12 protein-coding genes are annotated in these 11,724 nt (G+C 43.5%); 10 read left to right on the plus strand and 2 right to left on the minus strand.

Annotation, left to right across the window (positions count from 1 at the left end):
• Positions 1-454 precede the first annotated feature (454 nt).
• Together BA70_RS08165 and BA70_RS08170 are read left to right on the plus strand one after the other, a co-directional pair.
• Complete coding sequence (locus BA70_RS08165) at positions 455-883, plus strand: cell wall hydrolase (RefSeq protein ID WP_003217242.1); 429 nt, start codon at positions 455-457, stop codon at positions 881-883.
• A gap of 117 nt (positions 884-1,000) precedes the next feature.
• Positions 1,001-1,780, plus strand: a complete 780-nt coding sequence (locus BA70_RS08170) for a glucose 1-dehydrogenase (RefSeq protein WP_034320574.1) — start codon at positions 1,001-1,003, stop codon at positions 1,778-1,780.
• 19 nt (positions 1,781-1,799) lie between these two features.
• Here BA70_RS08170 and BA70_RS08175 read toward each other — a convergent pair whose 3' ends face one another.
• On the minus strand, positions 1,800-2,840 hold the full coding sequence (locus tag BA70_RS08175; protein ID WP_034320577.1) for an acyltransferase family protein: 1,041 nt from the start codon (positions 2,838-2,840) through the stop codon (positions 1,800-1,802).
• A gap of 210 nt (positions 2,841-3,050) precedes the next feature.
• Positions 3,051-4,043 carry an LLM class flavin-dependent oxidoreductase gene (locus BA70_RS08180; RefSeq protein ID WP_034320579.1) on the minus strand — a complete coding sequence of 331 codons (993 nt, stop codon included), beginning with the start codon at positions 4,041-4,043 and terminating at the stop codon, positions 3,051-3,053.
• A 409-nt stretch (positions 4,044-4,452) separates the two neighbouring features.
• On the opposite strand from BA70_RS08180, the gene BA70_RS08185 reads away from it, so the two are divergent.
• The 8 genes from BA70_RS08185 (at position 4,453) to BA70_RS08220 (ending at position 11,716) form a co-directional block, all read left to right on the plus strand.
• Positions 4,453-5,055: a TerD family protein gene (locus BA70_RS08185; RefSeq protein ID WP_034320581.1), complete on the plus strand. Its 603-nt coding sequence runs from the start codon at positions 4,453-4,455 to the stop codon at positions 5,053-5,055.
• Positions 5,056-5,075: 20 nt separating this feature from the next.
• The gene (locus tag BA70_RS08190) at positions 5,076-5,657 is read left to right on the plus strand and encodes a TerD family protein (protein ID WP_034320584.1); all 582 of its coding nucleotides are present in this window, start codon (positions 5,076-5,078) and stop codon (positions 5,655-5,657) included.
• Positions 5,658-5,698: 41 nt separating this feature from the next.
• On the plus strand, positions 5,699-6,277 hold the full coding sequence (locus BA70_RS08195) for a TerD family protein (protein ID WP_003216935.1): 579 nt from the start codon (positions 5,699-5,701) through the stop codon (positions 6,275-6,277).
• Positions 6,278-6,417: 140 nt separating this feature from the next.
• Positions 6,418-7,197 carry a TerC family protein gene (locus BA70_RS08200; protein WP_034320586.1) on the plus strand — a complete coding sequence of 260 codons (780 nt, stop codon included), beginning with the start codon at positions 6,418-6,420 and terminating at the stop codon, positions 7,195-7,197.
• 96 nt (positions 7,198-7,293) lie between these two features.
• Entirely contained in the window at positions 7,294-8,481 is a 1,188-nt protein-coding gene (locus BA70_RS08205; protein WP_034320589.1) for an HpcH/HpaI aldolase/citrate lyase family protein, read from the plus strand.
• On the plus strand, positions 8,471-9,802 hold the full coding sequence (locus BA70_RS08210; protein ID WP_034320591.1) for a phosphoribosyltransferase family protein: 1,332 nt from the start codon (positions 8,471-8,473) through the stop codon (positions 9,800-9,802). Before BA70_RS08205 ends, BA70_RS08210 begins: the two co-directional genes overlap by 11 nt.
• A complete protein-coding gene (locus BA70_RS08215; protein ID WP_034320594.1) occupies positions 9,795-10,904 on the plus strand; it encodes a cysteine protease StiP family protein in 1,110 nt (369 codons plus the stop codon). Before BA70_RS08210 ends, BA70_RS08215 begins: the two co-directional genes overlap by 8 nt.
• Positions 10,901-11,716 (plus strand): HAD family hydrolase, encoded by an 816-nt coding sequence (locus BA70_RS08220; RefSeq protein WP_034320596.1) that lies wholly within the window; start codon positions 10,901-10,903, stop codon positions 11,714-11,716. Before BA70_RS08215 ends, BA70_RS08220 begins: the two co-directional genes overlap by 4 nt.
• The last annotated feature ends 8 nt before the right edge of the window (positions 11,717-11,724 follow it).

Consider the following 11,724-nt stretch of genomic DNA (forward strand, 5'->3'; position numbering starts at 1 on the left):
CTGTATGTTTTTTACTGTAGAATGAAGCGAAAGTACTGTCAATACCTCAGTGCGTTTCGGAGGATGATGAGCTTCAAGTAGTAAAAATGACACTAAGTTGAGAGGAGAAATGTGTATTTTATCGTTTGATATCTCCTGTAAAAACTCAACATTTTATATTTTAAGGTTTTGAGTCGGATTATTGAATAGGTTCAAATGACTGTTTTTGAAGAAGGTGTAGCAATTAGAAGGATTTTTATGACTTGTAAATGAGTCTATGGTAATGAATATTTTTTCCTGCTATGTGTATGATTACTTGGTTTGTGTGTTGTTGACAGATAGACACATGTCCAGCGAAATTTTGAGATGTTTAGACAGGCTGTCGACACTGAACGTGCTTTTTCATGTCAAAATGGCAGTCATCTACACAGAAACGCCACATAAAATAAAAGAGAAATGAGAAGGAGGTGGATGTATGGCAGTGGTAAGAGCGACAAGCTCTGATATCGATTTAATGGCCAGACTGCTGAGAGCGGAAGCAGAAGGCGAAGGGAAGCAAGGGATGCTGCTCGTAGGAAATGTCGGCATCAATCGTTTACGTGCCAACTGCTCTGACTTTAAAGGGCTGCGTACGATTCCACAAATGATTTATCAGGAGCATGCATTCGAAGCGGTCACACATGGTTACTTTTATCAACGTGCACGAGAAACTGAAAAAACACTTGCACGGAGGAACATTAACGGAGAACGATTTTGGCCTGCAAAATTCAGCCTTTGGTATTTTAAACCGCCTGGAAATTGTCCACCCACTTGGTACAATCAGCCGTTTGTGGCAAGGTATAAGTCGCATTGTTTTTATCAGCCTACAGCTGAAACGTGTGAAAATGTCTATAACACTTTTTAGATTGTTTAACAGCACAATCCTCTCGGAACGAATAGAGGGGATTGTGTTTTTCTTTTTTTCAAAATGGGTAACCATTGTGTATCAACAAGATGAAGCACGTGATTGGAGGGAATGAAGATGTATCAAGATTTAAAAGGAAAAACAGCCATTGTCACAGGTTCTTCTAAAGGAATTGGACAAGCGATTGCCTTGCGGTTTGGTCAGGAGCAAATGAATGTGGTTGTGAACTATAAAGGTGATGAAGATGGTGCTGAAGAAACGGTACAAGCCATTCAGCAGCACGGAGGTCAAGCGGTGAAAGTACATGCTGATGTCTCCAAAGAGGAAGGGATTCAAGCCATAATGGATACGGCATTGGAACATTTCAGTGCAGTGGATGTGTTCGTCAACAATTCAGGCTTTAATGGCGAAGAAACGATGCCGCATGAGATGACGCTGGACCAATGGCAAAAAGTCATTGATGTGAATATCACAGGTGCTTTTTTAGGGGCAAAGGCTGCAATCGCCTATATGATGGAGCATGACATCAAAGGATCGATTTTAAATATATCAAGTGTACACCAGGAGATTCCGCGCCCGTTCAATGTTCATTATTCCACTTCAAAAGGCGGAATGAATATGATGACGAAGACGCTGGCTCTTGATTATGCTGAAGCGGGCATTCGGGTCAATGCGATTGCGCCAGGTACAATGGCAACCGAATCGAATGATGATTTGCAGGATGAACAGAAAAAACAAAAGCAGCTCGAGAAGATTCCGATGAGAGCCTTTGGTGATCCGAAGGAGATTGGGTCCGCCGCTGCATTCCTCGTATCCAAAGAAGCTGCCTATATCACAGGCACCACATTGTTTGTAGATGGAGGAATGACGCTTTATCCTTCTCAAATGAATGATTAATAGAAAAACATCCGCCCGATTAGCCGGCGGATGTTTTTTGTTCGTAGCGGTGTGCTGCTTTGGCTGGTTTGCCGAGCAGTATAGGATACTTGCTTAGGAAGGAGATGCATGGCACCATGAGCAGCAATGTGCCGATCGTATAAAACAGTGTCCAAGAGAGCTGCGCTGTATCAGCAATATTGATGCCAAGTCCATAATAAACAAATGCTTTCATGATATCGATGCCGGCAAACTGCAAGACGAGAATGACAATGGAATTTCGTCCGAGATACGTCAAAATAGGGGATGTTTTCAATTTAAAGCTTAAATAAATAACAGCAGCTGAACCGAGCAGTGCACATACATAGAAAATAAATAGATCGCCATAGTCGTTCACACGCATATCGATCCGTGAATTAAAGCTTTGCATATAAGCCGTCAGCACAAGCAGACCTGTACATAACAGAAGAGTTGGATCTGTTTTTAATTCCACAAACCATTGCTTTGCCAAAAATCCAATTGAATAAAACACAACAGCCGTCAAGGCAACATTGGCATTCCAAGGAAGACTTTGATCTAAAAGCAACGTAGAAGCATATCCAGCACCTCCGCAAAGAACAGTCAGGAAGATCAAGGCGGTGGGTTTTCCTTTTGTCAGGCGGTGCATAAAGAAAAAGAAGATTTCCACTAAAAAGAGCGTCGTTAAAAACCAGATCGCTGGGTTATGTGTCAGCCTTGCTTCATCTGCATTGGATATAAAAATACCTGTAAATGGAACGAAGGGATCAATATCCGTTTGCCCTTTGAATGCGAAAAAACGGGTAACGGAGAACCAGAAAACATACGTAATGATGGAGAAATACAGATAGGGCAAGAGTAAGCTTTTGGCTTTCTTTTGAATAAATGACATAGCAGGGCGTGAGGATGATCGAAACATCATGCCTGATAGTAAAAAGAAAAGTGGCATATGAAAAGAGTAAATGAATTGTTTTAACGAATCTGGAATGGGTACATGTGCCATGACCACCAGCAGAATGCCGATTCCCTTTGCCGCATCTACCCAATCGAGTCTATTTTTCATTGCCTATCATCTCCTTCCTTCTCAGCATCGTAAACCGTTCATTCAATATGTACCTCTACTATATAAAAGGTACACCTTTCATGCGTTTACAGTTCGCTAACGATTAGAAGACACATTTGCGATCAGATGACAGACGGAAGGATTTTGACATCTCTATGTTACATTTCCCATTTTTTATGACAATGTAAAAAGAAGCCAAGAGGATTGGCTTCAAAATAGTTCTGCTATTCGTTTGAAGGAACGCTGTTTTTCTAGTGGATCAAATGAATTGTTCAGAATCATGATGTCATCCGTTTGATAGCGATCCATCAAGATCTGTAATTGATCTTTCACGGTTTGCTTCGAGCCAACAATCATTCGCTGGCGGTTTTGTAACACTTTTTTCTTTTCCTGTGCGGTGTAGTGATATTCAGTTGCTTCTTCTAAAGAAGGAACGCGGCTATCTAGTCCCTTTTCAACACGAAGCAGCCATAAATCTGTACTGCTGGCGATCCGGTCAGCCGCCTCATCTGTTTCACCACAGATCACAAAGACAGCAAACATAGATTGTGGCTGGCGGGAAAAAACAGACGGAGAAAAGTGTGACCGATACGTCTCAAAAGCCTGCTTGCCGCGTGCAGGGTGAATAAAGTGGCCAAAAATATAGTTGATGCCAAGCGTTGCTGCCTGCTTGGCACTATTTTCTCCTAGTCCAAGCAGCCAAACTGGCGGATGAGAATCAACAAGCGGAGACGCTTTCACCCCTGCATGCGGATGACCGGAAGGCAGACTGTCTGATAAGTAAAAAAGAAGATCCCTCAGCTGGCGGTCAAACTGAGACAGATCTTTATTCACGCCGTCCGTCAAAGCGAGTCTCGTCCTTTCAATCCCGCCTGGAGATTTGCCGACACCGATCTCAATCCGTCCAGGATAAAGAGCTTCAAGCTGCCGCGTGACCTCTGCTACTTTAAAAGGACTGTACTGAGGAAGTAAAATGCCGCCAGACCCGGTACGCAAGGTTGATGTATGAGCTGCAATATGAGCCATTAATATTTCAGGCGCCGTACTAGCGAGCCCTCTTGTGCTGTGGTGTTCAGCGAACCAATAGCGCTCATACCCAAGTGCTTCTGCAAGCTGAGCCAGCTGCGTTGTGTGAAGCAATGTCTCCTGCGCTGTCTGACCCTTAGGAATGGCGACTTGATCTAATATATGAAGTGATGGCATCATCAACATCCTTTCATCAACACGTTGAATGTTCTCTATTCACAAGTATAAAGAAATACATGGATGGAAGGAAACGAAAGGGTTTATCCTCCAAACGAATGCAAGGATATTTTCTATATCAACATATGAAACCTTGCCCACACTCCGTTCAACAGTAAAGACTATTTACCGGAAGCATTCGACAATGTTTCACATGAAACACTTCGTTTACGACATGGATATTTCTTTAAAAAAATATTATGTTGTTGAAACCTATCATGAACATAGATCGTATATACTAGTAAATAGAAAAAAGAGTAAGAGGCTCCAATGTCATTTCATGAATTTTGTCGAATTTTCATGTATGATGATTTTAATAGGGTCCATCGCTTAATAAATAGATTTTTATTATGCTGGAGGAGTGATTGATTTGGCGATTACATTAGAAAAAGGTCAACGTATTGATTTAACAAAAGGGAAAGCAGGACTAACGAATATTCTTGTTGGACTTGGCTGGGACCCTGTATCACAAGGCGGCGGTTTTTTAGGAAAGCTGTTTGGCGGAGGAGGCGGCGCTGATATTGATTGTGACGCTTCAGTGCTCATGCTGAAAAATGATAAGTTTGTTGAAAATAAAGATTTGATTTATTTTGGCAACTTGAAAAGCAAATGCGGCAGTGTCGAGCATACAGGTGACAACCTGACAGGAGAAGGAGACGGAGATGACGAACAAGTCCTCGTCAACTTAAGCAAGGTGCCAGGCAATGTGAATAAATTGGTGTTTGTGGTGAACATCTATGATGCCCTTAGAAGAAACCAGCACTTTGGTATGATTCAGAATGCTTACATTCGAATCGTTGATCGTTCAAACAATCAAGAATTAGTGAAATATAATTTAAAAGATGAGTATGCAGGAAAAACATCATTAATCGTCGGAGAGCTTTATCGTCACGAGAATGATTGGAAGTTTGCGGCTGTTGGAAATGGTACAAATGATGCGAAGCTAGCCGATATTACGAGAAACTACATTTAACCAGAAGGGAGAGGTTCCTAGTGGGAATTTCTTTAGCGAAAGGTCAAAAAATTGATTTAACAAAAACGAATCCAGGTTTAACAAAAGTGGTAGTAGGTCTTGGCTGGGACGTAAATAAGTATGACGGCGGACAAGACTTTGATCTAGACGCAAGTGTATTCCTTTTAGATGCGGCAGGTAAAGCGAGCTCCCCATCTGACTTTGTCTTTTACAATCAAACAACTGGTGGAGGCGGGAGTGTCGTACATACAGGCGATAACCGCACTGGTGAAGGAGACGGAGATGACGAGCAGGTCAATGTCGACCTTTCAGCTGTGCCAGCGAGTATTGAGAAGATTTCATTTGTCATTACGATTCATGATGCAGAAGCACGCAGTCAAAATTTCGGACAAGTGTCTAACGCATATGTACGTATTTTAAATGCGGCATCAAATGAAGAGCTCATTCGTTATGATTTGGCAGAGGACTTCTCAATAGAAACAGCGATAATTGTAGGTGAATTATACCGTCATGGCGGGGAATGGAAGTTCTCAGCTGTCGGATCAGGCTATCAAGGCGGGCTTGCACGTATTGCAACGGACTTTGGCTTAGATATTGGGTAACGACTAGTTTTCATATTTTTAAAGACAGGAGAGAAACGAATATGGCGATTCAGCTTTCAAAAGGACAACGTGTCGATTTAACAAAAACCAACCCAGGGCTGACAAAAGTAATGATCGGACTTGGCTGGGATACGAATAAATATTCTGGCGGAGCCGAATTTGATTTGGACGCTTCGGCTTTCTTAGTGGATGCAAACAATCGTTGTCAGCAAGATACAGACTTTGTGTTCTATAATAATCTTCAGCATCCGAGCGGCAGTGTCACTCATACAGGTGATAACCGAACGGGTGAAGGAGATGGAGATGACGAGCAAATTCTCGTTGATTTCTCAAAAATTCCTGCTAACATTGATCGTATCGGAATTACAGTTACGATCCATGATGCAGAGACGCGCAGCCAGAATTTTGGACAAGTCTCGAATGCATTTGTTCGTGTTGTAAATGAAGAGGGCGGGGAAGAATTGATTCGCTTTGATTTAGGGGAAGACTTCTCAATTGAAACGGCTGTCGTGGTGTGTGAATTGTACCGACACGAAAGCGATTGGAAGTTTAACGCAATCGGAAGCGGATTCTCTGGCGGACTTGCAGCTCTTTGTCAAAATTATGGGTTAGAAGTGTAAAAAAGAGAAACAAATCAATTCGAGAGGCGCTGCCAATGACTCATATGAGGGCCTTTTCCAAAGTGAGAAAGAAACAGCGATCAAGAATAGCAGCAGGCGAAAGCCTGCTGATGCTTCTACACTTATAGGAGGAAAACCAGTTGGACATTTTGAAACATATGTTGGACACGTATGCCTCGTTTTTTGATTGGCATATGTGGGCAGAGGTATTATCAGACCCTGTCTCTTGGGGGCTCATAGGGACCCTAGTTGTGCTTGAGGGATTGTTATCAGCAGATAACGCACTTGTACTAGCTGTCATGGTGAAACATTTACCAGAAAAGCAGCGTAAAAAGGCATTAACCTACGGATTAATTGGCGCTTATTTCTTCCGTTTTCTATTCATTGGCGTAGGGATGCTGCTCATTAAGTTCTGGTGGATTAAGGTTCTAGGAGCTGCATACTTAGCATGGCTTGTCATTAAGCACTTCTGGTTAGGTGATGGAGATGACGAAGCGAAGGAATTGAAAAAAGAAGGCTGGATGATACGTGTATTTGGTGTCTTCTGGGCAACCGTTATTTCTGTAGAAATTATGGACCTTGCGTTCTCGGTTGACAGTATTCTTGCTGCATTCGCTGTATCTGAGGAAGTATGGATTCTTCTATTAGGCGGAATGCTTGGCATTCTGATGATGCGTACAGTAGCACAGTTATTCCTTGTTCTCATTGACCGTATACCAGAGCTTGAGAATACAGCGTTTATTCTCATTGGGATTATCGCAGCCAAAATGGCATTGAGTGCTGCTCATATTGAAATCCCGCATCTCGTATTCTTTGCGATTATCATCTTAGCCTTTATCGGAACGTTTATTGTTCATAAAATCAATAAGAAGAAACATCAAGATGTGACAAACGAAGCTGCGGCTTCAAAAGAAGAATAGGACCAAAAAAGGAATGGAGTTGACTAGCGGCTCCATCCTTTTTTGAATCATCAAGTCATTTGCTCAATTTTCTCTAACAACAGGAGGTGGCACAGCATGCGATATTTTCGGTTTTTATCAGAGGCGAGGCAGCACGATATTTTTTTGAAGCGGCCGGCGGCGATTCATTCATTGACGCCAAAGCATGTACTTGCGCATGCACTAGGTGCTACTTTGTATATGCCTGCGACAAGACAGGATGTAGCAGACATGCTGCTTTCGCAGAAATATGAAGCGCTTTGCTCTGTTGTGTTTTGTTTAGAGGATGCCATCGGTGATCAAGAAGTGGACATGGCCGAACGCAATGTAGTGGCACAATTGGCCAGTCTCAAGGAGAAATTAACTCATTGTCCTGAAACGGCTGAACATTTGCCGCTTTTATTTATTCGGGTTCGTTCGCCGAAGCAGCTGCTCAAAATGGCAGACTTGCTCGGTTCATCTCTTCATTTACTTACGGGTTTTGTGTTCCCGAAGTGTTCCGTTCATAATGCAAAGGAATATTTGGACAGCCTGAAACGGGCTTCGGCACAAACGAAAATGAAACTTTATGGAATGCCCATTTTGGAAACACCCGATTTATTAGAAAAAGAAACAAGATATGCGGTGTTGTCTGAGTTAAAGCAGATCATGCTGAATGACGAGGATTATATTTTGAATATTCGCATTGGGGCAACAGATCTTTGTGGGTTATATGGCATTCGCCGTGATCGCGAGACCACTATCTATGAGATCAGGCTCATTGCTGATTTGATCACAGACATCATCAATTATTTTGGCCGTTCTTTTGTGGTATCTGGTGCTGTATGGGAACATTTTGGCCCGGTACGAAAAGAACAGAAGCCATTCATCCGTGCGCTTTCTAAGGGCGTCGAGTCTTTTTCATCTGAGTTTGATCATGTACAAGGCTTACTCAAGGAGACAAGGCTGGATGTAGCAAACGGCATACATGGAAAGACAGTGATTCATCCAACACATCTAAAGCCAGTTCAAAGCATGTACGTTGTGACAAAGGAAGAGTATATGGATGCATTAAGCATTTTGGAACATGCAGATGGTACAGTTGGCGTGATGAAGAGTGCATTCTCTAATAAGATGAATGAAACGAAGCCCCATTATCGATGGGCAGAGCACATTTTAATTAAGTCAGATATTTACGGGGTGTTTCATGAAAATAGAAGCTATATCGACATACTCACAGAAGCAGAAGCAGCATACGCTGAACATCTTGGAACATATGGAGGTTGACCTTGACCTCAAAGAAGGTGTGCTTCAGCTTGAAAAAGAGCATCTTTTTGAGATGGCGGCAAGGGTGAATAAAAAACGAGCCTTTTTATTTGTTAGTAAGGTGCTCGGTAAACATATTCCCGTTCATCCAGTGAAACCGCTCCTTGTCTCGGGTCTTTTGGCAATGGCTTATGCAAAAGAGCAAACGGGCAAGACGCCCCTGCTTCAAGACCGTCTAGTAGAGGCACTCAAGACAGAGGATCACACGACGTTAACCGAAGCCTATGAAGCGCTTAAAAAAGAGAAGCTTTCGGTAGGCAAACAGCCTATCGTGATCGGTTTTGCTGAAACGGCAACAGCACTTGGTCATGGTGTGTTTGACGTGATAGAAGGAGCATCTTACATTCATACGACACGTGAACAGCTGCTAGATCTTGATCCTGCATTGGTATTTGAAGAAGAGCATTCGCATGCAACGGATCAGCTTTGTTATGCCGACGAAGCATTACTTCGTACAGACCGCCCCATTGTGTTAGTGGATGATGAAGTCACGACAGGCCGCACAAATATCAACATCATTCGGGACCTTCATGCAAAGTACCCGCGGAATTCTTATACCATTCTTTCCATTTTGGATTGGCGGACAGAGGAGCACGAGGAAGCCATGCGTCAGCTTCAAGAAGAGCTTGGTATTCACATCACAGCATTGTCTTTATTAAGAGGGCAGATGGTTTTTCGGGGCAAAACACTAGATGAGCCTGCTTATTCATATGAAATCACTGAACAAGAGAATAGACCAGATCTCTCTTTTCATTCCCTTCAATCCTTCTTTAGGCAAGTTCCTTATTCACTTTCTCATGCAACAAATTTGGCTGGTCATACGCCATATATACATGAAACAGGTCGTTTTGGTTTAACCGCAGCGGATACGGCAGCCATCGACCAAGCAGCTGCTGAGGCTGGGCTGAAACTAAAGCAGGAGCGAAAAGGGAAACAGACACTCTGTTTAGGAACAGGTGAGCTGATGTATGTGCCGATGAGACTGGCCGCACATATGGGGGAAGGCGTTCTCTATCATTCAACGACGAGAAGCCCGATCCATCCGGTCGAAAGGGATGGATACGCTGTTCAGAATGGGTTTGCCTTTGTGAGTCCAGAGGATGCTCGAATTCAGCACTACGTGTACAACATACCAAAAGATCAATACGATGATGTATTTCTCTTTTTCGAGAAAAAGGTCTCTCAGGAGGCATTGCTTCCGCTTGTTCACTTATTTGCCGAGCGGCATGTAAAGCATGTGCATATTGTGACTTTATCAGACGAGGTGAAGGTGAATGGCTAATGTGTATACAAAAATGGGGAGCTATCCAGAGCAGGATGTAACCTTCTTACTCAAGGACTTATCATCAATTGAAATGGAGAAAAGTACTGAGGAGCGAGAACGTTCTATTCAGAGCGGTGCGCATTATTCAGAAATGCTGCCAATTGAATATAAGCCGACGGCATCATATATGACCTTATTCTATCAATCTCTTGAAGAAAGTAAGCATAAGGTAGCGGAAGCAGTAGCCGTTGTGGCAGAACAAATTGTGAAAAAGCGAGGCTTCCACACCGTGCTTTGCAGCTTGGCGCGGGCTGGTACACCGATCGGGGTGCTTATCAAACGATATATTCGCAAGACGTATGGTCTCGATCTGCCTCATTACAGCATCTCTATTATTCGAGACCGAGGAATAGACGAGAATGCGCTGCATTATATGCTCAAAGAACATCCAGGCTTTGAGGTTGCCTTTATTGATGGCTGGACTGGAAAAGGTGCTATTTCCAAAGAGCTTCAAAAAGCTGTGATTGATTTTGAAAATAAATATGGGATTCGTCTTTCTAGTGAGCTGGCTGTACTGGCTGACCCTGGCTATTGTACAAATGTATACGGCACAAGAGAGGATTTCCTCATTCCGAGTGCTTGCCTGAATTCGACGGTGTCAGGACTTGTTAGTCGAACGGTATTAAACAACCGCTGGATTCATGCCGATGATTTCCATGGAGCCAAATATTACGAAGAGCTGCTGGATGAGGACGTGTCCAATCTGTATGTGGATACGATTGAAGAAGCATTTTCTTGTCTCGGACCAAATGTAAAAGAAAAAGCAGAGACTATTCTCGCGCAGGGGGCGCCTGCTGACTGGCGGGGGATGACATCTATTGAAGCAATCGGTCAGGAATTCGGAATTGAAAATACACATTTGATTAAGCCAGGTGTTGGTGAGACGACTCGTGTGCTGCTCAGAAGAATCCCTTGGAAAATCCTGATTCAGCCTGGGTCTCAGGAGAAGCTGAAGCATATTTTGCTTTTGGCAGAGGACAGAGGCGTTCCAGTCATTGAATATGCGAATATGTCTTACACGTGCTGCGGATTAATTCGCCCAATGGAGCAATCGTCATGAAAACATTTGCGTTTGCCAGTGATTTAGACCGGACGCTGATATACTCACATCGAATGCTTGAGCAGTATACGTATGAGGGATCATATGATTTAGTTGAGGTGCTAGATGAACGGCCGCTTTCCTATATGTCTGTTGAAACGAAGAATTCCTTACAGAGGATTCATCAAACAGGCTGGTTCATCCCAGTGACGACAAGAACGACTGCACAATATGAACGGATCACCTTCTTTCAACAAGAGCTCAAACCGGAGTATGCCGTCACGACAAATGGCGGCTGCATCCTCCATCACGGTAAGCCGCTTGAGGATTGGCAGGCGATTGTAGATGAGAGACTCAGAGAGTGTATGCCAGTTAGAGATATGCTGCGAGCCATCTCTGAACTTCCGGTTGCGGCATGGGTCAAGCGCACCCGGACAGCGGAAGGAAGATTTCTTTATTTGATCATGAAAGACGAGTATCTTTCTCACATTCCGCTTGCTGAATTGAAGCTGTGGGGCGAGGAGAGAGGCTGGCAGGTTTCACTTCAGGGCCGGAAGCTTTATTTTATTCCACAGCCGCTCAATAAGTGGGCTGCTGTTGCTTTTCTAAAGGAAAGGCTTCCGCTTGAATACGTATATGGTGCGGGCGATTCCCTGTTAGATGCAGATCTCATACGTCAGGCGGATACGGGCTTTGCCCCAAGGCATGGGGAAGTTCTCGACTTTGACCCATCACTTGAGCCGACGGCAGCATCTGGCATGGCTGCGGCAGATGAAATCACCGCTTGTGTCATCGAGCTGATGAACACTGCAAAAAAGCCTTCGATTCGATAGCAGAAGTA

Source organism: Bacillus zhangzhouensis (genome assembly GCF_000715205.1).
GTDB lineage: Bacteria > Bacillota > Bacilli > Bacillales > Bacillaceae > Bacillus > Bacillus zhangzhouensis.

What these genes read in the sequence shown, in the direction of transcription:
- BA70_RS08165 (WP_003217242.1), top strand. Translation starts at nt 455, where the DNA reads ATGGCAGTGGTAAGAGCGACAAGCTCTGATATCGATTTAATGGCCAGA.
- BA70_RS08170 (WP_034320574.1), top strand. Translation starts at nt 1,001, where the DNA reads ATGTATCAAGATTTAAAAGGAAAAACAGCCATTGTCACAGGTTCTTCT.
- BA70_RS08175 (WP_034320577.1), bottom strand. Translation starts at nt 2,840, where the DNA reads ATGAAAAATAGACTCGATTGGGTAGATGCGGCAAAGGGAATCGGCATT.
- BA70_RS08180 (WP_034320579.1), bottom strand. Translation starts at nt 4,043, where the DNA reads ATGCCATCACTTCATATATTAGATCAAGTCGCCATTCCTAAGGGTCAG.
- BA70_RS08195 (WP_003216935.1), top strand. Translation starts at nt 5,699, where the DNA reads ATGGCGATTCAGCTTTCAAAAGGACAACGTGTCGATTTAACAAAAACC.
- BA70_RS08205 (WP_034320589.1), top strand. Translation starts at nt 7,294, where the DNA reads ATGCGATATTTTCGGTTTTTATCAGAGGCGAGGCAGCACGATATTTTT.
- BA70_RS08210 (WP_034320591.1), top strand. Translation starts at nt 8,471, where the DNA reads ATGGAGGTTGACCTTGACCTCAAAGAAGGTGTGCTTCAGCTTGAAAAA.
- BA70_RS08215 (WP_034320594.1), top strand. Translation starts at nt 9,795, where the DNA reads ATGGCTAATGTGTATACAAAAATGGGGAGCTATCCAGAGCAGGATGTA.
- BA70_RS08220 (WP_034320596.1), top strand. Translation starts at nt 10,901, where the DNA reads ATGAAAACATTTGCGTTTGCCAGTGATTTAGACCGGACGCTGATATAC.